Raw genomic sequence first — 26,250 nt, 5'->3', positions numbered from 1 at the left:
CTGGTAGAGGCTGAATACCAGTGGGTTATGATCGAAAAATGATTTCTATTCCCGTTATGGATTATTTAGTTACTTATAGCTATTTTAGCTAGTCTATTTTTATAATAAGCCTAAATTTTGTATCCTTTTTATAGTATTAAGAATTACCTTGCTACTTGGCTACTAATTCTATGGCATTGACTCTGAAATGCTTTATTATTGATGATGAACAACCAGCGCGGGCTGTACTGGAAAAATTTATTCAGCGCGTTCCATTTCTGGAACTGGTTGGCCAAAGTTACAATGCCGTCGATGCGCTCTGGGAAATACAACAGGTGCAACCCGATCTGATCCTGCTCGATGTGGAAATGCCCGAAATGACAGGAATTGAATTTCTCCGATCCCTTAGTTTGCCCCGCCCCCAGGTTATTATGGTAACGGCTTCTCCGCAATATGCGGTAGAAGGTTTTGAGCTTGAGGTGCTGGATTATTTGCTGAAACCCGTTGCTTTCGACCGCTTTTTAAGAGCCATCAACAAAGCCGTAACTAAACTACAGCCCTCGGCCGCACCAATGGTCAGTCTGCCTTCATTGAACCCGCAACCGACCAGCCGAACCACAGAAACAGTTACTAATCAACCGGCACCGGCTAATTTCTTCCTGGTCAAAGAAGATAAAAAGCTGATTAAGGTCTTACCGGAAGAAATTGTGTTTGTAGAGGCCATGAAGGATTATCTTACCATTCACCTGCCCACCCGCACCATTGTCACGCACATGACCATGACAAAAATTGAGGAGATGTTGCCATCTGCCCAGTTTCTGCGTGTAAACCGATCATACATTGTCCGAAAAGGGGCCATTCGGGAAATAGATGGGAATCTGATCACAACAACTGATGGGAAACGCGTACCAATTGGTGTCACCTACCGGGAGTCTGTATGGAAAGCCATGAAAGAGAATCTTATGTGAAAAATCTACTCGACCGGGCGATTGCTACGTTTATTCGACATCAACGCTTTTTTCGTAGCGTCGGTCGAATTCTGATCGTTAGCTTAATTGTTGCCGTTGCCCTGAGTATGGCCTCATTATCAGTCGGTAATGACTGGCCAACGTTCACCTGGTTCAGCGTTAACCTGCTTACGCAGCACCTGCTTATTTACTATTTGATGGGGTACTGGTTGCTACCCCGTCTGCTGTATAAACGTCGCCTGGGGTGGCTGCTACTCTGGATTATGCTGGGTTTCTGGGGGGCTTACCTCATTAATCGGGCTGTTGTTCTTGCTGTTGAGCCAACGCAGCCCAAAGCCATTCATTATGTTAGCCAAATTCGAACATTTCTCGATGGGCGCGGCTGGTTCGGGCCGTTTGTATCCCTACGCGTATTTCTGTGGAATTTTGTTTTTAGTATTTTCTCCCCCTTTATTTTTCTAACGATCAAAGTCATTAAAGACACGATTGTTTTACGGCAACAACAATTCCAGTTGACCCGGAATCGATTATTGCTCGATCGTGATAATGCTGTTCTAAAACAGGATTTTCTGAAAGCGCAGGTGAGTCCCCATTTCCTGTTTAACACACTCAACAGCATTTATTCGCATGTGGTAGGTACTGACGACGGAGCCGCCGATATGGTATTGCGCCTGGCTGAACTTATGCGCTATAACCTCGACACGGCGAGCGCAGCGCAGGTATTGGTACAACAGGAAATCGACTACCTTCAAAGCTATATTGTGCTTGAACAGGCCCGGCATGGCGATCGACTCTTTATAGACGTAGACGTGAGTGGGAATCTGGCAGATTACCTGATTGCTCCATTGCTGCTGGGTACATACGTAGAAAATGCCTTCAAGCATGGAATCCGGTCGGGTACCGAAGGGTCTTACGTACTGGTGAAAGTTGCCTTAGAAGCTGATACGCTACTCTTTATGGTCGAGAACAGCATCAGTCAGGGGCCAACCGTTGTTGTTGCCAGAAAGGCGGGGGGCGTCGGTTTGCCGAATGTTAAGAAACGGCTGGCTTTGTTATATCCGGATCATCATAGCATTGAGCACGATATTACGGATCAGTATTACCGGGTCACCTTACGTATCGATTTGACTCGGGTAGGTGCCCCTCGTAACTTAGCTCAATCAACCGCCCAATGAACAGAGCAGCCGATCGTTCCTGGCTACGCCAGACAGCCCGTCGCGGATTAGTCTGGCTACTTATTTTAGGGCTGACACCAATCATAGAAGCACCAACGTTTAAACCAGCTGAGAAGCCTTATTTCTGGATCATATCCTTATTGACTTCCTGCTTAACCATACTGACCTATGAACTCTATGCGCACTGGCTATTTCCCCGATACCTGTATCGTGGCCGACTGCTATGGCTTACGGGCTTGTCGATCGCTGTTTTCGCACTGATTTACTGCCTGATGTATATAAGCTATCCCCTTATTCAGCAGACAGCCCGAATACCTGAAACTATACTGACAAAAAGCGTATATCCTCAGTTAAACTATTGGTTTTCGATCTATAAGGCCGGTATGGCTGGCTGGCTTCATACGCCCAGGACAATTGCTATCGTTCTGGGGACGCCCTACTTTTTTGCAAGCCCGTTCCTGTTTGTACAATTGATTCGTTACTACCTGAACCAGCGCCAGAACAGCCAGCAAACAGAGTTAGATAATCTGCGTATCAACAATGAAAATAAGCTGCTTGAACTGGAATTACTCAAAGCTCAGCTCAATCCGCATTTTCTATTCAATTCGCTGAATAGCATCTATGTTCGGATTATCGACGTAGACGAAGAAGCTGCCGACCTTGTATTGCGTCTGGCGGAGTTGATGCGCTACAACCTTTATGAGGCCGATGCCCAGATCGTAACGCTGGATCAGGAACTGGAATACATCGAAAATTACCTCCAGCTGGAGCAGACCCGGCATGGAGAGCGCATTGAGATCCTGTTTAGTAGTGAAGGGGATTTTAGTGGGTTGACCATTGCCCCACTGATTTTGCTGGCTTTCGTCGAAAATGCCTTTAAGTACGGAATTGGTGGAACACAGCAAGGTGCCTACGTTTGGGTCGAAGCCCACCTTGACCAGTCGGACACGCTGGTTTTTACAGTACAAAACAGTTTAGTGACGTCTGGTAATCGATCGGCTTTCGATCGTCAGCCAAGTGGTGTAGATCTGCCCAATGTGCGTCAACGGCTTGCGCTTCTTTATCCGGAAGCCCATCGTATCGAAACGGAACAATCAGAAGATAGTTATTCCATTTCGCTCTTTATTCAGCTCGCGCCTGTCCAATACATGTAGGCGATTCACTTCATCCAGTATTCCAGTGAAAAAGCTCCTCAGTATACAATTGAGGAGCTTTTTGTTCGTAAAAGGATTAGTAGTCATGCGGCCCGATCGTAGAAGGTGATCATATCAGGTCCTTCGCCAATTGGGTTAAAGGAGCCAAAAAGATCGTTCGCTGAAACGATCCAGTTGTCGTCGAAAATGCCGTCACTCTCGTCGATAAACAGGAAATCACCAGACCGGGATGCACTATTTTTCTGCTTGTTAAGGATTACTGTTTTCATGGCTATCAGGGGTTTATGTATAGCCAAATTTCGCCCTTATACAGTGTCTGTTCAATAAGCCCCGTGACTAACTCATTCGCTGTCCGAATAATTTAGGAGTCTGTCAACTGGCGCGTTGCGGTTTGTTGTCGTGCTCGTTGCGAATCGTAGAATTTAGCCAGACAATGGTAAAGTACCAGTTCGTACGCCCGTTGTTTGGAAGGAAATAACCGATTGATTGTCATGTGGATCAGGCTTCCGGCCAGTGTCTGAAAATGAGAGCTGGACTGATTCGTCTGACCCAGCGTAACCAGTAAAGGCTGCTGTTGGTCGGCCCAGTCTTCCAGGCCGTTCGCCAGTGGAAATGGGCGGCTCAATGCCTGTTCAAGAAGTGGCTTATATGTTCTATACCGCTCGTTTAGTTGCTGACGTAGATTGGCATCGCCGTTAAATTCCACGAAAAAACGCTCCTTCAAAAGGTTGAGAAGGGAATGACAATCGTCCATTGTGGTATTCATGCCTTTGAGCAGCCGGTCTATTTTGTGAGCGGCAAAAGCAAAGCGCAGATTTTCGTCGAAGCTGTCGCCGGTCTGGCTCATAAACTGAAGCGTGCTCAGACTGTCGTGGTGGAAAACGTGTTCGCATGTAGCAATCGTTTTCATGCCATACCGTTCCAGTTCCCGCTGGTAGGTATCGGTCTGAATTTTATGAACAATACCACTTTGTACGTAAGGTTGTAATGCTTTCTCGATACGCCGGATTACATAATGATAAAACTCAATAAACGGGTTACCGTGGAACCGCAGACGCAGGTGGGGGTCCTGATCTTTATATCGGATAAAAAAGAACTTTGTTACAATTTGCTGCTCAATCAGCTCCTGAATAGCCGGGTAAAGGGCATCAACCAGCAGAATGTCAGACGCTTTTTCACCAGCGTAAATTTTTAGATAGAGCCATTCACTACCCACCGAGAATCGGCGCTGGGGTATGTCGGCCGTTGCCGCATCGATTGGCGCGTAGGGCAATGCCGATGAATTCCGAAAGGGAAGAACCAGTTCATGAGTAAAGGCCTGATTGTCGGAATCGCGTACAGGACAGCTTTCTGGCGTAGTCAAACACTCGACCAGACGCAGTGTAATTCCCCGCCTTAACTCCTGAATTAACAGTTGAACACAGGCGTCCACCCGAAGATCGATACGAAGTTCATTGTCGCCACTGACAATCATAAACTCCTGCGGCAGACCAATATCGTTCAGTTGTTCGCGTAGCCGGTTTGGGTCGTTGAGCGTGAATTGTTTGGCCATTACTTGCCAGGTCGCTCTGCTCAGCACAATGTGGTTATACCGAACGCGGGGCAGGTAAGCCTGTTGTGCCAGCAAGCCCCAGTTCCAGTGCAGATCAAGATACGCGTCCTGGTATTGAAGATTGCACAGAAATTGATAAACTGGCAGCCCACCCTGGTAATTATGAGCGTTAGATAAACGCGGAATGACTCGTTTGTTGAGCCGCTTTGACCGTAGAATCAGCCGGTTATTGCGAACGGATACATAGAGATCCGACAGTGGAATCTGGTGGTCGGCATCAACCGAAGCCCGGCCTAAGTAGGGGATTTCATACTGGTGCAGTGCCGGCCGCACCAGAATATTACCGGCTCTGGATTCGGGGAAGTGCACAATTTCGGCCAGAATTACATCCGGATGATGGTCTTCTTCCTGCCGGGCGCAGTTTCGGATACACTCAGCCAGAGCAGGATCGGACTCACTAAACCGGCTCATTAGATTGACGGCCGATGGGCCTCTAAAACCCGATAAAACAAATAAATAATCGTCGTTATCGATTGCCTGAGCCGAGGAAGCTACCAAAGTACCAAACGCATAACAGCTCGAAGGAAGCGTCTGTTGCCTGTTGCCCTGATCGCCAACTTTCTGGAGGTCAGAGTCGGTTAGTACGATCTCGCCCTGCCCATAACGAAGCACTTCTGTATAACGGGTTAAAACGAATGACTGCCACTCCGTTAACGAGGTAGCCGGATGAACCGCGCTGCCGGGTAACGACAGACTATCGATCATCGGAGCACTGCCTACGCCTAAGGTCGAGCTGTTGCCATAGCCTATTCCCATCTCATGGTCCAGAGCAAGGGCCAGCGGCACTTCTTCTTCCTCGTAACGGGTATAAAAACGATGCCTGAAATCATCGAGATCGTTACTATGAAAGGGCTGGTTTAGAACCAGCAATACATTTAATTGGCGTTGAAGGTTATTGAGCCAGCGTTCGCTTAACTGGTACTGGTCGCCAGCGCAGGCTGTGTCAATCTGAATCAGGTCGCTGCCAGGCTTGTTGATACCCTGCTCGTCGAGGTAATTTAGTAAAGTCGGCAGTTGAAGAGGTCGGGTCGTTAACAGGCTAGTTACTTCCTCGATAACCTGTTGGCTATATAAAACAGAGAGCGACCGGGAAAGCGTAGCTAACCGATTTCGCATCGCAGTCAGGTAGGGATCGCCGGTGAGCGATGGCTCCAGTTCAAAAACAAGAAGCTGACTGTCAATTAGTTCACTCACATAATGTGCCGCATCATCGGGCGTAACCTGGTATCGGGTATTCAGAAAATCGACAATGTCATCACCCGTTACACCCTGCTGAGCAAATGAAAACAGGTCAGCCAGTAAATCATCCCGGCCAACGGCGCTGATAAAGTAAGTACGGCCGGTTGTTTCCAGCTGTTGCTCGATAAAGCGAAAGTAATTGCCAGCCAGATAAAGCGTTGAATTGGTAAAAAGCCGAAGCTGGCGCCTGATATCAGGCTGGTCCAGAAGCCAGTCTTTAATGGATTGTAAATAGTCGATGTCTAAACGAACGTGGGGGGCGATGGTTGCCGATGATCCAGCCTGAAATTGAGTGGTACTACCGATCGAGCCGATTGTGCACCCGGCAAATAAGCCATAGGGCGTACTCCGGGTAGTCATTCTGATTAAATACTTATGGAGCGTATTGATAATTTTTGCTTCGTCGGATAGCGACTCGCCCGCCAGCCATCGCTGAACTCGGGCAAACAATTGGGGAGAAGCTGTTTCTAAAGCTTGCTGCTGAAGCGGAGAGCTAAACCAGTCACGGAGTAGATCGGGTAGAGCAGCGGGATTGTCCCGAAGTAGCTGGTAACGGGAGTGCAGGGAGTCGACAGAAAAAACCGGGCGTCGTAGGACAAAAAAATCTAAACGTTGGATCATATACTAGACGGTCTGGTATTACCCTCTAATATATTTCTTTCTGCTTTAAGAGTTTAATAAAAACGCACTTTGTTAATAAAAAATTAAACTAGTTGGAATTAACTAGTCGCCTGACAATAAGCGGTTAAACATTTGTTGAACTGAGCAAACGAGAAAGGTTCTGTCAGAAAGGCAAAGGGTTGGGTAAACAAATCCGGAAATTGCTGTCTGGGAAATGGCGATGTGATCACCACGCCCTGATGCTGTTTCAGCCGGACGGCTAAGTCATTTTGCACCAACTCTTCGGGCGAGGCCAGATGCAGGAAAATTAAATCTGATTCGGTAACAGGGCTGATTTCCTCTGGGTATGCCATCAGACTGGTTGTCAGGGTTAATTCCTGACAACCAGCCCGACGAATATACTGCTGAAGCAGCGCCTGGCTACCCCCGTCGTAATTGACCAGTGAGCAGCGAATAGTATTGATCATTAGCGAGCCGTGCCAATCGTGAACCAATCGCAGATTTGACCAGATTTGGTCGATGCTGTATTTGTGCCTATCGCATTCAGGTTGACTACGCGTTGCACTTTAACTGACAGGCGGTTGTTTTGAGCTGGAGCTTGCATGACACAAAAAGTTAAAAGTTAGAAATAGATTAGTTAACGGGTTGGCTATCTACCGGCTTGGTTGATGATTCAAATGTAATAGCCTGAAGAGGGGGTAATCAACTAATTTAGACCGGTGGGTTGGCAACCTTCGATGAATGCTCGGTTTTTATAGACGAATAGAAAATAGAAAAATTCAATAGGTGCTTAACCCGTAAAAAGTTCTAGTACAGTATGGCTTTAAATTCCATCGAAGCAACTGGAAAATTGACCGCACTATTAAAATAGGATATTAAAAGGGCAGAAGCAAAAATGCTCTTAGCCGATCCCGATAAATTGGTATTTCACTTGTATTTGTACGTTGAGCGATGGGTATCCCCACCACGGAATCCAGCGAGGCCGCAATTTTTATGATTGAATGAAGCCCCAATAGTGAGTACGTATCAGGAGGGGAGCCTGAACATAACGGAGAACCAATGTTCTTCGATTGGCGGAATTTTGGTAGGAGTTTACGATTTCCAGTATGAAATGAACAGGCTTTAGGACACAACCCCTGGCTCTTTTTTGCCCGATACAGATCGTTCGGGTCCAGTATTATGTCGACAGCTCTGGTTCTTCAGGACTAACGTTTTCCAGTTAATTTACTTTCATGAAGTTAGTTTCTGGTTTGGGGCTGACGCTGGTCGCTGACGGAACCGCCAGGATTTCATGCATATTCCGCTGGATCGTTTGGGCAATCTGGTTAAGCGGTAAATCATTACAGTCCAGGCCAAACGGATCTTCAATTTCATCGCCGATCATTTCGACACCCAGTAGCGCATAGGCCGCCAGGATGGTGGCCACGATAATATAATATTCGTACTTATCGACCAGTACCAGTGGCAACAACAGCAAATAAAGACTGATAAATAATTTGATAAAAAAGCTGTAAGAAAAAGGAATTGGCGTTTTTCTGATCCGCTCACACGACCCCGTTATGTCAAGCAAGGCCTGGTGGTAAAGCCGGACGGTAATCAAATCAACATCACTGACGATGCCTTGTTGTTTCAACACCTGAAACCGACGCATCAGCAAAGCGGCAATTCGGCTCGGAATGTGTGCATACTGTTTCAGGGCATCAGGGTCCTGGTCGTCGGTTTTTGCCAATTCACCCATGTCTACGCCCGTTCGTAAATGCCCTTTGAGTACCAGGGCAAAGTTGGATAAAGTACGGGCAAAGAAGAGCCGGTTTATCTTATCGCTGTCAGGCAGCAACGAATCGAGCAAAACCGCCAGATTGCGACTGGTGTTAACGAGCGCACCCCATTGGCGACGCCCTTCCCAAAAGCGGTCGTAGGCCGTGTTCGTTCGAAAAACTAGCAGCAAGCTTAAAAGGATACCTAATAATGAAAAGAAAATGCCATCGATAGGCACCTCAACGTTGACCACGTATTGATCGACCAGCGTGACAACTACGCCATAGCCGCCAACGTAGGCGACTCGTCGAAGAAGAACCTGAATGACATAACTTGTGTGGAAATGCTTGATTGCCTCACCCCAATCTTTCGCGTCGTAAATAATCATTACCGTTTCAGGAAAAACGAAAGATAATTGCCGAATTTCTGATTACCACTATGGGTTTGCCCAAAAATGTGGTCATACGCCCATAAATGGCTATTGTTGGGCTTCGTAGTCAACTAAATGTAGACGTGAGTTTATTGTATGCCTGGTCAGAATTGACTGTACTTAGCCCGCAGCCGTTAACGCTTTCTTCACCCTTTCGAAAAAGGCCGGCACTTTTACACGTGGATCGCCCTTGCCAAGCGTCTCGATGGGGAGGTAACCTTTGTAGCCCGATTCGCGAACAATTTGCATAATTTTGTTCAGATCGGTTTCCTGTTCCTGACCGTTCACAAACAGTTTTTCCTTGACCTGCCAGGTAGCGGCATAGGGTGCCACAATGGCAATCTGCTGGTAAGGATCACCAATTTTAAAGCTGCCAATGTCCAGGTTTACCGCCAGCCATTCCGAATTAACTCGGCGCACAATATCCAAAACATGATCGGCCGTCTCAATAAAATCGGCATGGTTCTGTAACACGATCATGACGCCCTGAGTAGCGGCATAATCTGTACATTCGCGAATGGCATCAACGACCCAGGTCGTGACTTCCTGCCGATTGTATCCGGTTGGGAGTTCTTTTCCCGTACCCGAAAATATACGTATAACAGGCGCGCCCAGCCGGGCGGCTGCTCCAGTCCATTTTTTGACCAACTCTATCTCCGCTTTTCGGCGGGCCAGATCAGGTAGCGTAAAATCATTGCGTACGCCGGTCCCGCTTATATCGAGCCCCAGCCGAAACGCTTTTCGTTTGATCTGGTAGAGATAACCATCATCGGGTAACGCCGGATATTTGGGGAAGTAATACCCGGTGGGATCGACGGCGTCGAAGCCAAGCTCAGAACAAAATGTCAGTACATCGTCGAGTGTCATCTGGCCGCTCATGAGCGGTTCATTGAACGAATAGAGATTACAGCTTAACCGGATGGGTCCTGATTTACCAGTTTTTTTACCAGCAATTGCTTCCTGTGCCGACGCTATTGTTTGCGCTGTTGCCATGAGGGGTAAACTGGCAACGGCGGTTTTAAGAAAAGTTCTTCGGCCTGGGTTATTCATAGGGGTGAGGAGGTTAGCGTAAAAGCGTGATTTCAAAATATATGATCAAGGTCAATTTATGGTATTGATTTTCTGGATTTTACAGGCGTAAAACAAAGTAAGACTAAAACAACTTTTGCTAATCAGAAGTATTTGTATGGAAAGGCTAACAAATTGAAAGCCATTGGATCTGCTTTTATTGACTAACATAGCCTTCGTAGAAAACATGAAGATAGTACTCAACATATTCCCCATATGGCTAATAACCGTGTTTGCGATGGCTCAAACAAAGCCTGCCTCATCGACATCGCCAGCACCATCTGCCATCGTTTCGACCATTCAGGACATCACGGGCAAACGTTTCCAGCCCGATACGGTCTTCACCGCCCTGTCGGAGGAAGACGAAACCTTGCTGGAGAAGGAGCCCATTGCCAATTGGGGACTGGCTCAGGAATCGGGTCAGAATATGACCTACTATAATCTGGTCATTGGCACACGGTCCTATCAACTGCTTATCACCAAATCGCCCAAGGCTGAGTTCCCAACGGCAACCTTGCTTCGATTTATCACACCAAAATCGAAGCCGGAACCCATTGCCCGAGGTACGCTCAAACCGAAGGAAGAAAAACCTAAATAGACCATCTATTTTCGATTCCTGTTGTTACTTTGGCAAAAGACATCAACTAACCAGAATTACCCCCTTGACATACTATCAGCAGCAATTGGTGAAAATCAAGGAAGCATGCTTTCTTAAGGACTATATCTACGATCAGCTCATTCAGGCAAAGCAATTTATTGACCTGAATTATGCTCAATCGCTCAAACTGACAGATATAGCCGAGAAAGCCTTCCTGTCGAAATACCACTTTGCCCGGCTTTTCAGAAATGCGTATGGCCGAACACCCCATCAGTATCTAACCACTATTCGGATTGAGAAGGCTAAAAAACTTTTGATGACAGATAGTACGGTGATGGACGTTTGCTTTGCAGTTGGTTTCAATAGTGTTAGTTCGTTTACCGGCCTGTTTAAACGAATTACTGGCACTACGCCTGCGGCTTATCAGGCAAAAAAAGCAATTTTGAAGAAGTGACTCCTGAAAGCGTACCGTATTCTTGCATCGATTGGACTATAGGCAAATACGATGAAAATAAAGCTAACCAGTATATTGGTCGATGACCAGGAGAAAGCGTTAACATTTTATACCAATGTGTTGGGCTTCCTTAAAAAGACAGAAATACCAATGGGCGAGCATAAATGGCTCACCGTTGTTTCTGCGGAGGAACAGGATGGGGTTGAAGTAGTTCTGGAACCAATGGGTTTTGAACCGGCTAAAGTCTATCAGCAAGCCCTTTTTAAAGCAGGCATTCCATTAACAGCTTTTCACGTCGACGATGTTCAGCGAGAATATGAACGATTGGTGAATTTAGGAGTCGTTTTTAGCATGAAACCGACGCAAATGGGGCCTGTTACACTGGCTGTCTTTGATGACACCTGTGGTAATAATATTCAGTTGGTACAAGTATAGTCGTCATGATAGCCCGGTATCATGACGACTATAAGGTTAGGAGTAATACGCCTGCTCTATCATCAGGGATGGTCCCGTATAAGCACCAAACGGCCCTGAATCGGCGGCTTACCAGGAATGGGTCGCAGACTGTATGGATAAACACCCGTAGGTAACTCACCGCCATTAAACGTACCATCGAACGGCGTCGCATAGCCATTTCTGGACAAATAGACTACTTCGCCCCAGCGGTTGAAAATGGTTACTACAGCATCAGGAAAGGCTTCAATACCGGGTAAGCGTAAAAAGTCGTTCATACCATCGCCGTTGGGCGTGAAGGCGTCGGGCACGTAAACACGTTCATAAACGGTGATGTGAATGGTGTCTTTTGCCTCGCAGCCACTCTTGTTTTTAACATCGATTGTATACGTTATATCATCCTGAATAGCCGTTATGGTCGGATTGGCAGTAGTATCGTTATCCAGATAGGTAGACGAAACCCATTGGAACTGGTTTGGATTTCCGGTGTAAACCGGGTTGAGATTGAATGTATTCCCTTTATAGGTAATGAGCGAGTCGATGAGCTGGATTGTTGGGATGGGTGCCACAACAGCCATGCGGCTGGCTACAATACCGGTACATTCAGGCGCTGCTTTTACGGTGTAGGTTACGATATGTTCACCAACGCCCGCCGTTCGGGCATCAAATGCGGCTTCGGTTACACCTGGCCCGTTATATTCTCCACCCGGTGGGCTACCCTGTAGGGTAACTACAGGTACATTGGTGCCGCACATATCCGGAATCGTATCCAGCCTGACGGTTATAGGTGGAATCTGTTCAACCACAAAGTTAGCCGATACGCCTGTGCAGCCGTAGGTGTCCGTTGCCGTGAGGCTATAAACACCAGCGGCTATTGCTTTGTAGTTTGGGTCGGTTGTACCCGTAAGAATCTGCCCGTCTTTTTGCCAGCTATAACTAACACCGCCACTGCCCACTAAGGCCAGTGATTCCTGTGGACAGAGCCGGTGGGAACCGGTTGCCGATTGTAGGACAGCCTGCACCGCTGGTGAACGCTCAATAGAAAGCGTATCGGTCCGTGAAATACATCCTAATGGTTGCAGAGTCAGCACGGTCCAGTATTTACCGGGCTGACTTATTACCATTGAGTCGGTAGTTTGACCAGAAAGAGATTGCCCATTTTTATACCATTGGTACGTGACATCCATGCTTCCTGCAACCTGCATTCGGACTGAGCCAGTCGTAGCGCACAAATGCCCGGTTGAGTTTAGTTTGCCATCGGCTCCAGCCACAGTGATAATTACGCTCTCTGAATTTCCCGTTTTGCTACAGGCTGCTTTCTGCGAAACAACAAGGGTATATTCGCCTGCATCCCGCACCGTTATCGATGTGCCGGTTGCATTAGCCAGATTAATTCCATCCCGGCGCCACTGGTAATTCCAGTTTGAATTAGCGGTGGCCTGAATAACCGCCGAATCGCCCCGACAGATGGTAGCATCACGGATTCCCAGGGCCTGGTTTTTGATCTGAACGGCTGGATCGGGTGTTGTGGTAGGCGGGCAATCGATAACCAGAAACTGAAAATCCCGCCGGACCTCACCAATTTTTGTACCGTTGCGGTACTCCTCAACTTTTACGGCAAACACAAACAGCCCCAATTGAGTAGCCGTTACCGAAAGTTGCCCGGTTTGTTCATTAATTGACAACGTCGGGCTGCCCGGTATGGCATTATTGGCATTGAAACCCGATAGCCAGTTTACGTCGGGGTAGGGCGCTGGCGAAACGGCATTCTGGGTATTTCCGGTTCCTTTCTGATTGAGCGGTGTCACGAGCGAGTAGCGGAGATCGTCGCTATCGGGATCGGTTGCGCCAAATGGAAATGTAAAAGGGTCGCCGAGGCAGATGTATTCGCCATTGATGGGCGCAAATCGGGGTGAAGAGTTATCGAAGACTTTCCCGTTCTGTTGTAACGCCGGAAATTCCAGATAAAAGGTAAACCCAGTTTGTGATGGATCATTAATGTTATTGATACCCGCGTTGCGATTGCGGGTTTGATACGAAATATAGTACCCTCCCGCGTCAGAGTAAGCAGACGGTGTTAGTTGAATATCGGCCTCGTATGTAAGCACCACAAATTTCAGGTTACGCAATTCGGCGCAGTATTCATTGCTGAATATAACGGGCTGGCGCGCTGCCGTTTCGCGAACGGTAAAAGTTAGCATCAGCATATTATCCCGCTTCCGGAAAACACCCAGATTGCCCGTATTTGCCTGCCGGGCTATGCCGGGAGTGCCATCTTCGAGATAGTTTGTTACAATGATTCGGTAGTGGCCAGGTACATCGCCAAGGGCCCGCATTTCCAGCTGTCCACCCACCTGATGAGTAGCCCATGCGGTAAACGAATACCCCAATGCCATAAGACTAAGTATAATCCGGAAAGTAGATGTACGCATAAACAAGTTGCTCTAAAATCACCTGCACTCTTACTCGTCACTGCTATGCACGATTAGGGAATTCTACCCGGTCGACATTGGGAATAGGTCATTTATTCTACCCGTTAGACCAGTCTTTATGAATACATGAAATGTGTCTTTTCTATTTGATCTGTATATATAGATCTTTAAAAGATAAAAATACACACTTATCTGACAATCAAACTACTAGTTTTTGATTTTGCTACGAGACCGGTTGCGCTCTATAACAAATTATTGTAAAAAAGCAGTCTGGCTGTCAGCCAATGGCATTGTTATTAGTACAAGTCAAAAAGAGCAAGACCCCGTTCCGGCTACTGTGGTAACTACTTCAATTTTGCTAATAGGGTAATGTTATTAGCCACCATGCCTGTACTTCGGATGTAATGCCCATAACGTAATTCAATGCTCTGCCAGTGACCAATACCAAATAGACCACCAGGAGGGGCCATTCGTAGCCCTGTACCCAGAAATTGGCTGTTGAATCCCGAGATATCGTAGTCGCTGGTAAAATAGCGATCTGTTAGCGCATGCTGGCCGTATGGAGCAAAATACCGCACGGCTGTTTGGTGGCTAAACCGATAAAATGGACTGACCGATACGAACGAGGTTAGCTTGATAGGGGCTTCCAGATTAATGGTATGGGCCTGCATTCCCCAGTCGTCGATATAATAGCGATAGAATGTTCGCAGAATGACCCTGTCTCCGGCAAAATAATGGAGCCGTAGGCCAATAGGTAACTTTAGCCGGGAGCCGGGTAATCGCTCCACCGTTTCGGAACCGTCTTTAAAGTAAATGCGGTGAAACGGAGTGCTCAACAATCCCTGCTGAACAGCCGGTTCGACAGTGAACAGTAGTTGTAAGCGCTTATTGATCACCTGTGATAGCGACAGGCTGAGGTTGTATGAGTTTCGGGGCTTGTGATCAACAGGATCGGTGTCGCCATGTGCGCCGGAACCGTAGCCATCCGGCCGCAGCTCGGCTGGCAGAATCACTGTCCAGGTATCAAAAAACGCGCCCGCTTTGAGGCTTACTTCACGGTTGTTATCCGCTGAGGCTTTAGCCCAGTTCAGGTTTATACCATAGGATTTATAATCGTATTCCGTTGAATAGGCAAACGACATTCCTTTTGTTGTTCGCTTTTCGTCGTTATGGACATTCCAGGATATGGACGGGTAAACATGGGTATCACTTCGGGAAGCCGACGAAACGGTTAATGGATCAATCTTGTCGGAAGAGGCTGATGTATAGTGATCAATGTTAAAATCGAATGCAAGCGTATGTTGCCGGTTTCGGCGGTCTGTGGTTTTCAACACCAGATCGAATGATTGGGCCAGATCGGTTAGCTTTTCAGATCCTATGCCGCCGGTAACGGCCGAATTATTGCCGTCCTGCTGGTAATAGCTTGATACCAGATTAATTTCTTCAACTTTAAGTTTTCGCTTTTCGTAAGCCGGTTTTTCACTGGATTGGGCATAGCCAAACTTCATCAGACTGAGTAGTAATCCAACGGAAAGGCAAATCTTTTTCATGAATTTCGATGATTAATTACAGCCACAGCCACCGCCACTTTTGCCTCCATTGGCCCCAGCCGCTCCTTCGCGGTAGAGATAGAAGTTCTGTTCGAATTTCTCGGATTTGCGCGCCGATAATTCCATTTCGGCATCGTTGATACGGCTTTTCTGATACTCTTTGACCGTAACGCAGGAGGTCATGCCCAGTACTAAGATACTGGCCGATATAATAGCCTTGAATGAGGTTCGTATAGTCATCGATACGGTGATTTACAGTGTAATAGCTTTAGCTGACTATGTCTGGTGAATGCAATCGAATAGTTTTTGAGGTGTAAATCACATCGGCATCGTCGATAATAACGCAGGCAATATTTTTCATTTGATTGATCAAATCGAGCCCTACCCGAACGCCCATTACCATAACCGGGGTAGCGAGTGCATCGGCCAGTTCAGCATTTGGAGCAATGATCGTTACACTCTTGATACCCGATACAGGGTAGCCGGTTTTGGGATCAATCGTGTGCGAATACCGTTTCCCGCCAATTAGAGCATACTTTTCGTAAGTGCCCGAAGTGGCTACAGCCGCATTGCTGATGGTCAGATAAGAAAATGCCTGTCTGGTTCCGGCCAGAAGGTGCGCATCCGGATCAGCAATACCGATCGTCCAGGGATTGCCGGTTGGCTGGTTTCCCCAGGTTGTCAGATCACCCGCTGCGTTTACGATACCACTGTCGACTCCCTGTTCACACAGGAGCTGTTTTGTCCGTTCGGCGGCATATCCTTTTCCAATACCGCCAAAACCAATACGCATTCCTTTTTCTTTCAGGAACACGCTACGATCAGCGGCATTAAGTTGTACGTTCCGATAGTCGATGAGCCTTACCAGTCGACGGGCTGTTTTAGGGTCGGGTAAGGCAGTCAGATTGGTGTCAAAATTCCAGAGCCGTTTATCCATCGACCCGTAGGTAATATCAAATGCACCCTGCGTTAGCTCCGAAAGCCGTAGCGAGCGCTGAATCAGAGCAAATACTTCTGCATCAACCTGAACGGGTCTGATGCCTGCATTCGCATTGATTTGATTGGTCTGACTCCGCTCGTTATAGGTAGTCAGCAATGCCTCAATTCGACTGATTTCCTGAATGGCCTCATCGATTCGAGCGTTGGCCCAGTCTGAATCCTCACCAACAACGCTGATTTCGAAGCGGTTGCCCATCAGCCGCTGGACTCGTTTGTGGATACGCTTGTCTGATTTCATTTGGCCGGAGGTGTCAGGGACTGAATGGTTTCCATAAACGACGACGGTGTCAGCGATTGCGGATAGCCATCCCATTCTTTCAGGACTTTTCCATTGGCGTCGAGCAACAGGGTAAGCGGAAACTTACCCTGCCTATTGTATTTTTCTGCCAGTGCTTCGTTATGAGCGATCTGTTTGGCCTCTAACTGATTCTTCGATAGACGGGGGAAGTCGGCTCGGACGAGTATTAAGCGATTCGTCGCAAACTCCTGAAAAGCGGCTGATTCAAAAATGTCTTTTTTGAGCTTAATACATGGGCCGCACCAATCGGAACCCGAAAAATTAAGCAAAATCAACTTATGACTTTGGCTGGCTTCAGCTTTGGCGTGCTCAAAATCGAGCTGCCAGCCAGTAGTCGAGAGAATAAATGATGTTAGAAGAGTTATGAGCAGCAATTTCATACACATGTTGTTACGAACGGGAGATAATTAACTGTAAACGACAAGGGTTTTGCCATCGGTAGCTACTTTATAAACCGTTAGTCCACGGCTTCCAAAGCTGTTTTTGCCTTTGCCCGTCAGGTCAAAGCGGGCACCATGCTGGGTGCAGTAGAATTCTGTTTTATTGAAGATAATGGCTTTCTTCGGCTCATGGCTACACGTTTGCGTGACAGCAACATAGGTGCCTGCGCTAACCTGAGCCACAACGATTCCGCTCTGCGCCAGGTAACCACCGATGCTCTTCAGCGCCGAAGCTGTCGAACTGGTCAGGTCAATGGTTAACAGACGATTGGTAATTGTGCTCAGGTCGGTTGAGCTGCTGGTTGTACTGGTTACCGGTTGTGTTGTGGAGCCACTGCTGGCTGTCGTGGTTACGGGCGGTGTAACGGCACCGGTTGGCGTAAGCGTCAATGCATTAACGACAGAGTCTCCTTCATGGACACAGGATGTGAGCGCGGCCATCAGCGCTGCCCCTGTGAATCCTATTGATTTCAGAAAATCGTAACGAGTCATAGGTGATAAACTGCAAGTACTGGAGATTACTGACCAATACGCGAACTCGTTCGGAACTGTTGCAGAAATTACTCAAATTGACTGGGCGATTTCCAGACCGTATAACACATCGTTTATTATGAGCGAGTTAGAACTGAGGTCGATGGTAAACCCTGAAAAGCAGTTGATCAGCAATCGACACGATCTACTTACAACCAGCGGACTGTCTACTAAAACTCTTGCATGGGCGATTACGATTGGCGGCTATTTTCAACTCATTTATCCCCGTAGCATCAGCCATTGGTGAGCCTCTTCGTTGCCAACAAAATAGCGGCTGACTAATGTATCATTCTGTCGGGCGGAGGCTCTCAGGATCATATCGGCACCTAACTTCCCGAACTGATTGAGGTCATTGAGAATAATGGCTACCCGGATGTTGTGCGGTAAATAAAGAGTCGCTCGGGGTAGCCATTCCTGTATGAACCACTGTAAATCAATTGGATTAAATAATCGGAGCGCCTGGAGGTCAATCAGCCACCGTTTAGGCTGATGTTTTCTGGCCAGAGCCAGTATGGCCAGAGAGCCATTCTGGAAGCTTTCGCTGGTGGGTAAGCCCGTCCAGGTTTGCTGGATGAAGTGCACTCCACAATCGACAATCACCGTGACGTGCTCATTCCGGTAGGTTTTCATAGTTACTGAAGAGCGGAATCGACTAAAATTTACGGGGAGCTATAACGACTACTTCTTTTTCAGAATAGGCCCGCTGTAATTCGGCTTCAGCAAACCGGTACGCATAGATAAACTTGTCGTTCTCGTTATGAATAATGCCCATATCTTCGAGTTGCACAACGTTATTCCAGATTCGTTGGAGACTACCGTAAAACTCATCTTCTGACTGCGACAGGAGCGCCTGTAGGGCTGGCTGCGGTGTTGGAATTGCCCGATTTACTTCCGATTTCATGAATGTACGTTGCATCTTCTGACTTATTCAGTTTGGCCGCTGTCTCACGGTTTAAGAAGGTAACGTACATCTGGCGCATCTGATATTTGATTTCTGGCCTTTTAACGCGGTTTTTAAGCTCTTTTAACGTCAGTCCAAGGTAGACCTCTGCCTATTGGCTGCAGACCCCATTGCAAGTAGAAAGCCATCGGTAGAGAAAAAAACGAGCTGCTGTGTCCAGAAAAACAATGGGCTTTTACGGGTTCAACCTGGAAGTTATAGCTATAAAACAGGAAGAGTAGTCAGTAGCTAGAGAGTGGTATGTATAGAATTATAAAGGCCAGCAAAATTCTATTTTGCTGGCCTGCTGAATAAAGTTGTAGTCAAAGACCGAAATGCCTGACAGGGAGCTTACAGACTGGACGTCATGTACAGTTGCAATTTCATCGGATCGTTTTGGCGTTGCTGATTACCGAGCGTTACCCGCTGAATCAATTCCCGCAACGTAGGGGTCCCGTTTTGTGGGTTTGGATATGTGGTCAGTAATAGCGCACGATTCGGAATTTTCCGCTTAATGATCTGACCAATGTAATAGGTCAAATCAAAGGTGTACGTATCATCCAGTAACGGTATATATGGATTTAGGAGATACTGGGCGATAGCTTGTGTTGACCCTGATGAGGTACCCGGTACGGTTGCTATAATATCATTCTGACCGTTGACTTCATAAATAGCCAGGTTTAGTACTGGAGCCGCATTATCCAGAATGCTTTGCCGAACCGGTTTTATAACCAGTAAAGCACTGTTCAGATCGACAAACTGGTCAGGGCGCGCAAACTCACCCAGGAAGGGGAATTCGATGCGGGTTTGCAGACCAGCTCCCCAGGATATAGATGTCGTATTGTCGGTTTGGCGGCTGTTTACCGCATCGGAACGGGTCTTTAACGAACTTAAGACTGTGCCACTGCGGTCATTCTGCAATTGGGTAAAATGCAGACTGCTGAGCGGGAACAGCACGTTTGATGCTGTCTGGTTAATATCCGTATCGTGATAATAGAGCCGTAAACCGCTTGTTGAACCCGTTGCAAACGCCAGAAATGTATTATTGGCCGTTGATTGACTCACAAAGGCAAAACCAGGAAAAAACTCTTCTAATGTAGTTGAATTGTTAATTTCACCACTCACAAGCTTTGCGTAGAATGCCTGTGCGATGTCGGCCGGAATCCGCATACGAACGGGCCTTGTACCGGTTACCGGCCTGGGTATAATTGCCTGCTGTAAAAAGGGCTTCGTTTCGTAGCTAGCAGGCGTGGTATTATAAAAGAGTTGAGAAGCCAACGGCCGATTCAGGCGGTACACACTCATATTAAATACTGAAGCAGTATCACCATAGGTATAGGCATAGCCTAATTCAAGCACTAAAGAATCTAAACGCAATGTCGTTTGAGTCGTAAAGGAGTTCGATGCATAGTCAAGTGCCGCGATTCCTCGTGCCGTTAACCGACCCGTTTTTGCATCAGTCCACTGCCCAATCAGAATATTTTGGTCGGGAGACGTTGGGAATGAGTCGGTCTTCAACACCGTTGATGTCTGAATTGTAACAGAATCAATGGATTGAACCAACAACTCCTGCGGGTTGATGACCGATTGCCCCACGTTAAGATCGCCTGATTGACAGGCGAAAAGTACAATACCGGTCAGCAACAGCAAACCGGCGTACCAGAAAGTACGCATCATAAAAACAGATCAGGGAATTGTTACGCCTAACTGGCGCAATTCGTCATGTGTCAGAGTAGGCATTGCCTGTTCCTCCTGTAATTTCTCGACAACCCGCTCACCGACCCGTTGGGCCTGCTCACTGTTGGTAAAGCCTACCACACCAGGTACGCCCGGTATGGTAGGCTGGTGAATAAACGGTTTGCCGTTATCCAGTATATCGTAACCCCAGCCACTTGATGTGTTAAAAACCTGAACCTTGTAGTGAGGCTGCCAACTGTAGAACAGGTAGCCAGTCAGGATTGCAAGGCCCGCCATTACCAGTAACAACCCTTTGCGGATCAGCGCTGGACGGGAACGTCGTTTCTGTGGCTGTATGTTTTTAGTTGGTGTCAAGGTCCTGTGCTATGGTTGGGTCGAACTCCCACAGGTCATCAAAACGAGCTGTACCACTCAGACCTGTTGTAACGTACCCTTTACCGCCGATCGCAAAGCCAATCGCGTAGGTTCTTCCCGAACCTTCAAATGTTCCCAGCGTTGCCCAGATGTCCGTAGCTGGATTGTATTGCCAAACGGTTGTGCTGCTGGCATCACCGGATGTAATATAGCCCAGATTGTTGATGGCGAATCCAACCGCATAGCTCCGGGCAATGGTCGACTGATCGGTCGTAAACTGTGCTTTTTCAACCCATAAATCCTGCGCCGGATCATAAGCATACCAATCTCTCAGGGTGCTTCCGTTGTTGTTGCCCGTTCCAACATAAGCCAGTCCGTTGAGCACAATGGCTACGGCACCAACCCGCTTCGATCCGCTGTAGCTGCTAACTTTTGCCCAAGCATTTTGAGCTGGATCAAAAGACCATATATCTTTCAAATAGTTGCCATCATTACCGGTACCCACGTAGCCTTTGTTACCAAGCGAAAAGGCGACAGCAGCGTAACGGGCTGTACCACCAAAATCAGCCACGGCTTTCCACTTGTTGGTTGCCTGATCGTATTCCCAGAAGTCTTTCAGTTTGTCATTGTTGGCGTTCAGACCGGTTCCGATATAGCCTTTGGTACCAACCGAAAAACCGACAGCATTTGTGCGGGCAACTCCACCAAAATCGGCCAGTTGCACCCATGTATTTTTTGTCTGATCATACGCCCAGAAATCTTTCAGGCGATTGTTGGAAGCATCGTATCCCGTGCCCAGGTAGGCAAAATTACCGATAACGAAACCGGAAGAAGAAGCACGAGCCACACCTTCAAAATCGGAACGGTGTCTCCAGTCGCCTAGTGTTGATGCCGTGTCGGAGCTGGAGCAACCGATAAGTGCGCTGGCCCAGCCTACGCAAACCAGACCTAATGCCCAGTTAATGAGCTGTGACCGGCGGTGATTTTTAGTATCCTGATCTGCTTGTGAGAGAGAAGCCGTTTGGGATATAGATTTCGGCTGGAACCCAGTTGCCGAACGAAATCGGATTGGTAAATTAATCATGAAAGATAGCGTAAACGAAAGAACTGAACCGTAAAGTTATATCAATTTGAGTTAAGACCGATGCTTTTGAGGCTTCCGCCGGGGGAATTAGCCGAGACGAACGATTAACGTATAAGTGGTTAATTTGTCTTTCCTGGCCAGCTCGCGCGGGCTTGAACCTTAAATGCGTTCTGCAAAATTACTTTAAACGGACCTTACTTACTAACGAGGGGTATTCATAAAAATTCTTAATTCTTGCCGACCAGTCAAAACTTCATTTGCCGAAACAGCTAAAAGACCTGTTTAACAAGCGCGCTGGCACCTCTGATTCAGAGGTGCCAGCGCGCTTGTTAAACAGGTCTGTATCTACAGATTGAGGTTTTTTATTGGTCGTACCATCTGGCTACCACCGGCTTTTCGCTGGATCGATGAGCCCAGCGCTTTCAGCGGGTTTTGGGTAGCACCCAGGCGGCTACTGGCTCCCGCACCCGTTATCTGACCGATAGCAGCATTTAAAAGAGCGTCGCGGGTGTCGCCGAGCGGATACAGGGTGATGGGTTCCTCTACTTCAACCGAGGGTGTAAAACCGGTGGCATAGTCGGATTGGCCCAGGCTATTGAAGGACTTGAACACAATCGGCTGCATACCCCACTTAATTTTGCCGGTGTCGTCGGTAATCGTAATGGAACCAACGTTCTTGCCATGCGTAGTCGTACCAATTGTTGTAACCGTCATGTAAGGGCGCAGGCCGTTGATAATCAGTTCACTGGCTGAGGCTGTCCAGTCGGTTGTGAGCACAAATACCCGCGACAGATTGCCACCAATGTTTTGTGCCTTCGTACTGAATTTTTGCAGAAAGAAATCGCTGCCGTATTCTTTTTGTAATTCGGGTGTAATGGTTGCGTTCCATTCTTCCCGGAAGTACAGTTTGCTGGCATCGACACCTTTTCCAATCAGGCTGGCCAGATTCGCCGAAGAGGACGTATAACCGCCCGGATTGTAGCGCAGGTCAAGAACAAGTTCATTAACGCCCTGGGCCTTGAATTTGCTGAAAATTGCATCGACCTGATTGTCATATTCAGTGCCATTGCTGCCGTTTGGCGCCGGTACGAACTGATTATAAACCAGATAGCCAATGGTTTTGCTGCCAATTGTATACACTGAATCCAGAAAGACCGGGTTTTCCTGATAAACAGCCGTTGTTACGGTTTTTGTGACGTCGGTATCCACCAGCGCCTGATTACTGACCTGAGCCATTCCGAACGCATAGGTCGTGGCATCGCCCAATAACAGTGACTGGTAATTGGTAGTAGACAGTGATTGACCGTTTACTTTGCTGATGATGTCACCCCGCTTCAGCCCGGCCTGTTCGGCGGGGGAGTTCGGTAGAACATACAATACTTGGGCAATCACATCGGTGGAGCCGGACGTACGCAGATAAAGTGTAAACTCCATACCGGTTGTTTTGGTCTGACCACTTAATTCGGCTGTCAGATCGGTCGCATTTTCCTCAATCCAGGAAAATCGATCCCCATCGGGTCGTAAGGTTGCATCGAAACTGTATAGGATGGAGTCGAAAAAGTCGGAAGGAGCCAGGGTGGTGTCTGGATTTGCCGGAATTTTATCGTTCCAGTAATACACCTGACGCATGTTCTCCAGAATCCAGTTATCAATCGTTGAGTTTTCACTGGTCGTTCCTGTGGTTTGCGGACTGACGTCGTCGACTTTCTTATTGCATGACGATAAGGTTAGCACGAAACCGGCCATTAGCCACAAAATTGGTTTCTGCCAGATAGGCTGATTGTGAGATGCGTTGGTCATACCGTATTTTCTCATCTTGATCTGTATAGTTGGAAGACTATAGGCCGCCTTCTGTAATTATGTACGTCGATGTCAAATCAAATGTTGCATACGGTATACAACGTATTGGCAGAATCCGGACTGTATTGAGGAAAGAGTACACACTATCAGGTGATTACAGAAAGAGCCTAATCACTTTTTAATCTAAAACAGCTATTGTCTGTAAATTCTCTCAAGTGGTACATAAGCAGAGCGAGTCACCGGGAGAACAGAGAAATACTCCGTTGACTCAGTGACTCGCTCTGGTTACGCTGTAAAAAAACTGGATCGGCTACTTGCTGAACCGTTCAGGAGCAAATGGCTGTAGTGAAAGGCTGGCAGTTCTACCCGTAATGGTCTCGGCAACCAACTGACCAGTTGCCGGGCCAAGGCTAACGCCCATCATGCCATGCCCGGTGGCGAGTGTCAGATTTTGCAGATGCTTCAGGCGACCAATGTAAGGGAGTCCATCGGGGGAGCAGGGACGAAGCCCCCGCCAGACCGTTTCAGTCGCGGGCATTGTAACGGCCAGATCCGGATAATACTGATTGATCGACTGTACGATACCCCGAACCCGATTCGGGTTTACCGACAGATCGGTTCCGGCAATTTCGAGCGTTCCGGCCAACCGGAGCTGACCGTTCATCGGTGTAGCCGTAGCGCGTGCTTCGAGCATAATGGCAGGCACCCGAATGGTTTGATCCTGCTTCGGAAGCATGAAGCTATAGCCCTTTCCGCCCTGTAGGGGTAGCGATAACCCCAGCTTTCGGGTCAATTCAGGCGACCAGGCTCCGGCTGCAACGACCACTTCATCGAATGAATAAGCATTCGTAGTCGTAATAACCTCCTGAACACGAGCGTTTTGGAGTGAAAAATCAATTACTTGCTGATTCTCGAGCATCGTTACGCCTAGTTGTCGCAACCGAATGACGAGTGCCTGAATCAACTGATTGGGGTAGATCTGTGCATCGCCGGGATAATAAACAGCCCCGCGTACTGTGACCCTAGCTGTCGGTTCAAGATCCTGTACCTGCTGACCTGTCAGGATCTGTGCGTCAACACCCGCCCGATTGGCTACATTGGCTTCATCAGCCATTTCGTGCTCGTTGTCGGGAGTCTGATAGAGCATCAGTAAGCCACGTTCCTGCCAGCCGAAGTCGAGATTGCCCGTTGTGGCGAGTTCCTGATAGAGTTTTTTGCTCAAAAAACTCAGATCGCGTAGCACAGGAATCGCCCGTTCTACGTGCTCGGCGGTAGCATGTTTATAAAAAAGCCAGCCCCACTGCAGCAAATCGCGGTTGAGCCGTGGCTTTACGTAAAATGGACTGGTCGACCGGAACATCCACCGAATCCCTTTGGCGATCATGCCCGGTGCCGCGAGTGGAATAATGTGACTGGGCACAATCATACCTGCATTGCCGTGCGAGCAACTATCGGCAAACGTACCGTTTTCCAGGAGGGTCACCTCATGCCCTGCCTGTCGTAAATAATAAGCTGAAAAGAGACCGCTGACGCCCCCGCCGATGATTCCTACGTTCATGATCAAATCACTTGAAATCCGTGCTTATACGGGTCGTCCTCGTCGAGTAAAATCTGATTGAATCCGTGAATAATCGCCCACCCTTCAACGCTGGGAATGATGGCAGGCTGGCCATTAAGCTCCGTTTCGGCCTCAATGCGACCAATGAATTTTGAGCCGATTATGCTTTCGTGGATAAAATCCTGACCGGGTTTTAGTTTGCCTTTGGCATACCATTGTGCTAATCGGGCTGAGGTTCCGGTGCCGCAGGGCGATCGGTCAATTGCCTTGTCGCCGTAGAATACAGCGTTGCGGGCTGTTGACGTAGGGTCAAGCGGTTCACCAGTCCAGAGAATGTGGCTTAGTCCATTAATGGTGGCATTTTCGGGATGTACAAACGTGTACTGCTCGTTCATCCGCTGCCGCATCGTTCGCGCCCACGCAATGAGTTGCTCGGCCTTGAATTGCTCTATCCCTGGGAAATTAGGTTGCGGGTCAACAATGGCATAAAAGTTTCCGCCGTAGGCTACATCGACGGTCAATGTGCCTAAGTCGGGGCATTCAACCGTTAGGTTTTCAGCCGCGAGGTACGATTTGATGTTCGTAATCTTTACCGATTTGACCTTTTTGCCTTCCTGCCGGTACTCAGCCCTAACGAGTCCGGCGGGAACTTCCAGATTCAGCACGCCTGGTGTTTTGGGAGTCACCAGGCCCTGTTCAATGGCAACGGTAACTGTACCAATGGTGCCATGACCGCACATGGGCAAACAGCCCGACGTCTCAATGAACAGAACACCCACATCGTTGGCGGGGTCACTGGGCGGATAGAGTATACTGCCCGACATCATATCGTGGCCGCGTGGCTCAAACATCAGTCCGGTCCGAATCCAGTCGTATTCGCGCAGGAAATGCTGACGTTTTTCGCTCATCGTTGCCCCATGCAAATACGGAATACTACCGCCTGTCACTACCCGAACGGGGTTACCGCAGGTGTGTGCGTCAATGCAAAAAAAAGACTTCATGAACTGGAATATAGAATGGGAAATGAAGAACTGACCGGATCATGTCAACGATCGAC

The 26,250-nt window shown here is 47.9% G+C and carries 26 protein-coding genes; 6 read left to right on the top strand and 20 right to left on the bottom strand.

Going from position 1 to position 26,250, the window contains the following annotated elements:
* Positions 1-170 precede the first annotated feature (170 nt).
* The 3 genes from G8759_RS28680 to G8759_RS28670 are packed head-to-tail and all read left to right on the top strand — an operon-like array spanning position 171 to position 3,276.
* Positions 171-947 carry a LytR/AlgR family response regulator transcription factor gene (locus tag G8759_RS28680; RefSeq protein ID WP_167216124.1) on the top strand — a complete coding sequence of 259 codons (777 nt, stop codon included), beginning with the start codon at positions 171-173 and terminating at the stop codon, positions 945-947.
* On the top strand, positions 944-2,122 hold the full coding sequence (locus G8759_RS28675; protein ID WP_167216122.1) for a sensor histidine kinase: 1,179 nt from the start codon (positions 944-946) through the stop codon (positions 2,120-2,122). The genes G8759_RS28680 and G8759_RS28675 overlap by 4 nt, the downstream gene beginning before the upstream one ends.
* Positions 2,119-3,276, top strand: a complete 1,158-nt coding sequence (locus tag G8759_RS28670; RefSeq protein ID WP_167216120.1) for a sensor histidine kinase — start codon at positions 2,119-2,121, stop codon at positions 3,274-3,276. Before G8759_RS28675 ends, G8759_RS28670 begins: the two co-directional genes overlap by 4 nt.
* Before the next feature lie 83 nt (positions 3,277-3,359).
* On the opposite strand, the gene G8759_RS28665 is transcribed toward G8759_RS28670, so the two are convergent.
* From G8759_RS28665 to G8759_RS28640, 6 genes are all read right to left on the bottom strand, one after another.
* On the bottom strand, positions 3,360-3,545 hold the full coding sequence (locus G8759_RS28665) for a hypothetical protein (RefSeq protein ID WP_167216118.1): 186 nt from the start codon (positions 3,543-3,545) through the stop codon (positions 3,360-3,362).
* A 92-nt stretch (positions 3,546-3,637) separates the two neighbouring features.
* Complete coding sequence (locus tag G8759_RS28660) at positions 3,638-6,748, bottom strand: lantibiotic dehydratase (RefSeq protein WP_167216116.1); 3,111 nt, start codon at positions 6,746-6,748, stop codon at positions 3,638-3,640.
* A 98-nt stretch (positions 6,749-6,846) separates the two neighbouring features.
* Positions 6,847-7,215 carry a hypothetical protein gene (locus G8759_RS28655; RefSeq protein WP_167216114.1) on the bottom strand — a complete coding sequence of 123 codons (369 nt, stop codon included), beginning with the start codon at positions 7,213-7,215 and terminating at the stop codon, positions 6,847-6,849.
* The gene (locus tag G8759_RS28650) at positions 7,215-7,352 is read right to left on the bottom strand and encodes a hypothetical protein (protein ID WP_162386600.1); all 138 of its coding nucleotides are present in this window, start codon (positions 7,350-7,352) and stop codon (positions 7,215-7,217) included. The genes G8759_RS28655 and G8759_RS28650 overlap by 1 nt, the downstream gene beginning before the upstream one ends.
* 615 nt (positions 7,353-7,967) lie before the next feature.
* Positions 7,968-8,894 (bottom strand): bestrophin family protein, encoded by a 927-nt coding sequence (locus tag G8759_RS28645; RefSeq protein ID WP_167216112.1) that lies wholly within the window; start codon positions 8,892-8,894, stop codon positions 7,968-7,970.
* 162 nt (positions 8,895-9,056) lie between these two features.
* A complete protein-coding gene (locus G8759_RS28640; protein WP_167216109.1) occupies positions 9,057-9,986 on the bottom strand; it encodes a sugar phosphate isomerase/epimerase family protein in 930 nt (309 codons plus the stop codon).
* A 256-nt stretch (positions 9,987-10,242) separates the two neighbouring features.
* Between G8759_RS28640 and G8759_RS28635 the strand changes: the two genes are divergently transcribed.
* From G8759_RS28635 to G8759_RS28625, 3 genes are all read left to right on the top strand, one after another.
* Positions 10,243-10,602 carry a hypothetical protein gene (locus tag G8759_RS28635; protein ID WP_232073980.1) on the top strand — a complete coding sequence of 120 codons (360 nt, stop codon included), beginning with the start codon at positions 10,243-10,245 and terminating at the stop codon, positions 10,600-10,602.
* Between the two features lie 64 nt (positions 10,603-10,666).
* The gene (locus tag G8759_RS28630) at positions 10,667-11,056 is read left to right on the top strand and encodes a helix-turn-helix domain-containing protein (RefSeq protein WP_167216105.1); all 390 of its coding nucleotides are present in this window, start codon (positions 10,667-10,669) and stop codon (positions 11,054-11,056) included.
* 51 nt (positions 11,057-11,107) lie between these two features.
* Positions 11,108-11,491, top strand: coding sequence for a VOC family protein (locus G8759_RS28625; protein ID WP_167216103.1), 384 nt, complete (start codon positions 11,108-11,110; stop codon positions 11,489-11,491).
* 62 nt (positions 11,492-11,553) lie between these two features.
* Here G8759_RS28625 and G8759_RS28620 read toward each other — a convergent pair whose 3' ends face one another.
* The 14 genes from G8759_RS28620 to G8759_RS28555 all read right to left on the bottom strand — a co-directional run bounded on the left by G8759_RS28620 (position 11,554) and on the right by G8759_RS28555 (position 26,194).
* Positions 11,554-13,941 (bottom strand): gliding motility-associated C-terminal domain-containing protein, encoded by a 2,388-nt coding sequence (locus tag G8759_RS28620; RefSeq protein ID WP_167216101.1) that lies wholly within the window; start codon positions 13,939-13,941, stop codon positions 11,554-11,556.
* Positions 13,942-14,285: 344 nt separating this feature from the next.
* On the bottom strand, positions 14,286-15,491 hold the full coding sequence (locus G8759_RS28615) for a DUF3570 domain-containing protein (RefSeq protein WP_167216099.1): 1,206 nt from the start codon (positions 15,489-15,491) through the stop codon (positions 14,286-14,288).
* Between the two features lie 12 nt (positions 15,492-15,503).
* On the bottom strand, positions 15,504-15,674 hold the full coding sequence (locus tag G8759_RS28610; RefSeq protein WP_167219326.1) for a DUF4266 domain-containing protein: 171 nt from the start codon (positions 15,672-15,674) through the stop codon (positions 15,504-15,506).
* Between the two features lie 85 nt (positions 15,675-15,759).
* Positions 15,760-16,728, bottom strand: a complete 969-nt coding sequence (locus tag G8759_RS28605) for an FAD:protein FMN transferase (RefSeq protein WP_167216097.1) — start codon at positions 16,726-16,728, stop codon at positions 15,760-15,762.
* The gene (locus G8759_RS28600; protein WP_167216095.1) at positions 16,725-17,168 is read right to left on the bottom strand and encodes a thioredoxin family protein; all 444 of its coding nucleotides are present in this window, start codon (positions 17,166-17,168) and stop codon (positions 16,725-16,727) included. The genes G8759_RS28605 and G8759_RS28600 overlap by 4 nt, the downstream gene beginning before the upstream one ends.
* Before the next feature lie 27 nt (positions 17,169-17,195).
* Positions 17,196-17,720, bottom strand: coding sequence for a Rieske 2Fe-2S domain-containing protein (locus tag G8759_RS28595; RefSeq protein ID WP_167216093.1), 525 nt, complete (start codon positions 17,718-17,720; stop codon positions 17,196-17,198).
* Positions 17,721-17,978: 258 nt separating this feature from the next.
* The gene (locus G8759_RS28590; RefSeq protein WP_167216091.1) at positions 17,979-18,389 is read right to left on the bottom strand and encodes a hypothetical protein; all 411 of its coding nucleotides are present in this window, start codon (positions 18,387-18,389) and stop codon (positions 17,979-17,981) included.
* Between the two features lie 22 nt (positions 18,390-18,411).
* On the bottom strand, positions 18,412-18,675 hold the full coding sequence (locus G8759_RS28585; protein ID WP_167216089.1) for a hypothetical protein: 264 nt from the start codon (positions 18,673-18,675) through the stop codon (positions 18,412-18,414).
* Between the two features lie 375 nt (positions 18,676-19,050).
* Entirely contained in the window at positions 19,051-20,376 is a 1,326-nt protein-coding gene (locus G8759_RS28580; protein WP_232073978.1) for a DUF4270 family protein, read from the bottom strand.
* Between the two features lie 9 nt (positions 20,377-20,385).
* Positions 20,386-20,751 carry a DUF4907 domain-containing protein gene (locus G8759_RS28575; RefSeq protein WP_232073977.1) on the bottom strand — a complete coding sequence of 122 codons (366 nt, stop codon included), beginning with the start codon at positions 20,749-20,751 and terminating at the stop codon, positions 20,386-20,388.
* Positions 20,738-21,835: a Kelch repeat-containing protein gene (locus tag G8759_RS28570; RefSeq protein WP_167216087.1), complete on the bottom strand. Its 1,098-nt coding sequence runs from the start codon at positions 21,833-21,835 to the stop codon at positions 20,738-20,740. The genes G8759_RS28575 and G8759_RS28570 overlap by 14 nt, the downstream gene beginning before the upstream one ends.
* 345 nt (positions 21,836-22,180) lie before the next feature.
* Positions 22,181-23,581 (bottom strand): S41 family peptidase, encoded by a 1,401-nt coding sequence (locus G8759_RS28565; RefSeq protein WP_167219324.1) that lies wholly within the window; start codon positions 23,579-23,581, stop codon positions 22,181-22,183.
* Between the two features lie 364 nt (positions 23,582-23,945).
* Positions 23,946-25,193, bottom strand: a complete 1,248-nt coding sequence (locus tag G8759_RS28560; RefSeq protein WP_167216085.1) for an NAD(P)/FAD-dependent oxidoreductase — start codon at positions 25,191-25,193, stop codon at positions 23,946-23,948.
* A 2-nt stretch (positions 25,194-25,195) separates the two neighbouring features.
* Entirely contained in the window at positions 25,196-26,194 is a 999-nt protein-coding gene (locus tag G8759_RS28555) for a 4-hydroxyproline epimerase (protein ID WP_167216083.1), read from the bottom strand.
* Positions 26,195-26,250 lie beyond the last annotated feature (56 nt).

The sequence above is a fragment of the Spirosoma aureum genome, assembly GCF_011604685.1.
Lineage (GTDB): Bacteria > Bacteroidota > Bacteroidia > Cytophagales > Spirosomataceae > Spirosoma > Spirosoma aureum.
Note: the sequence above shows the minus strand (reverse complement) of the source record. Positions and strands in the feature narration are given on the sequence as shown.

Coding starts and splice junctions, on each gene's coding strand:
- G8759_RS28680 (WP_167216124.1), top strand. CDS start 171: ATGGCATTGACTCTGAAATGCTTTATTATTGATGATGAACAACCAGCG.
- G8759_RS28670 (WP_167216120.1), top strand. CDS start 2,119: ATGAACAGAGCAGCCGATCGTTCCTGGCTACGCCAGACAGCCCGTCGC.
- G8759_RS28665 (WP_167216118.1), bottom strand. CDS start 3,545: ATGAAAACAGTAATCCTTAACAAGCAGAAAAATAGTGCATCCCGGTCT.
- G8759_RS28660 (WP_167216116.1), bottom strand. CDS start 6,748: ATGATCCAACGTTTAGATTTTTTTGTCCTACGACGCCCGGTTTTTTCT.
- G8759_RS28655 (WP_167216114.1), bottom strand. CDS start 7,215: ATGATCAATACTATTCGCTGCTCACTGGTCAATTACGACGGGGGTAGC.
- G8759_RS28650 (WP_162386600.1), bottom strand. CDS start 7,352: ATGCAAGCTCCAGCTCAAAACAACCGCCTGTCAGTTAAAGTGCAACGC.
- G8759_RS28645 (WP_167216112.1), bottom strand. CDS start 8,894: ATGATTATTTACGACGCGAAAGATTGGGGTGAGGCAATCAAGCATTTC.
- G8759_RS28640 (WP_167216109.1), bottom strand. CDS start 9,986: ATGAATAACCCAGGCCGAAGAACTTTTCTTAAAACCGCCGTTGCCAGT.
- G8759_RS28635 (WP_232073980.1), top strand. CDS start 10,243: ATGGCTCAAACAAAGCCTGCCTCATCGACATCGCCAGCACCATCTGCC.
- G8759_RS28625 (WP_167216103.1), top strand. CDS start 11,108: ATGAAAATAAAGCTAACCAGTATATTGGTCGATGACCAGGAGAAAGCG.
- G8759_RS28620 (WP_167216101.1), bottom strand. CDS start 13,941: ATGCGTACATCTACTTTCCGGATTATACTTAGTCTTATGGCATTGGGG.
- G8759_RS28615 (WP_167216099.1), bottom strand. CDS start 15,491: ATGAAAAAGATTTGCCTTTCCGTTGGATTACTACTCAGTCTGATGAAG.
- G8759_RS28610 (WP_167219326.1), bottom strand. CDS start 15,674: ATGACCTCCTGCGTTACGGTCAAAGAGTATCAGAAAAGCCGTATCAAC.
- G8759_RS28605 (WP_167216097.1), bottom strand. CDS start 16,728: ATGAAATCAGACAAGCGTATCCACAAACGAGTCCAGCGGCTGATGGGC.
- G8759_RS28600 (WP_167216095.1), bottom strand. CDS start 17,168: ATGAAATTGCTGCTCATAACTCTTCTAACATCATTTATTCTCTCGACT.
- G8759_RS28595 (WP_167216093.1), bottom strand. CDS start 17,720: ATGACTCGTTACGATTTTCTGAAATCAATAGGATTCACAGGGGCAGCG.
- G8759_RS28590 (WP_167216091.1), bottom strand. CDS start 18,389: ATGAAAACCTACCGGAATGAGCACGTCACGGTGATTGTCGATTGTGGA.
- G8759_RS28585 (WP_167216089.1), bottom strand. CDS start 18,675: ATGCAACGTACATTCATGAAATCGGAAGTAAATCGGGCAATTCCAACA.
- G8759_RS28580 (WP_232073978.1), bottom strand. CDS start 20,376: ATGATGCGTACTTTCTGGTACGCCGGTTTGCTGTTGCTGACCGGTATT.
- G8759_RS28570 (WP_167216087.1), bottom strand. CDS start 21,835: ATGATTAATTTACCAATCCGATTTCGTTCGGCAACTGGGTTCCAGCCG.
- G8759_RS28565 (WP_167219324.1), bottom strand. CDS start 23,581: ATGGCCGGTTTCGTGCTAACCTTATCGTCATGCAATAAGAAAGTCGAC.
- G8759_RS28560 (WP_167216085.1), bottom strand. CDS start 25,193: ATGAACGTAGGAATCATCGGCGGGGGCGTCAGCGGTCTCTTTTCAGCT.
- G8759_RS28555 (WP_167216083.1), bottom strand. CDS start 26,194: ATGAAGTCTTTTTTTTGCATTGACGCACACACCTGCGGTAACCCCGTT.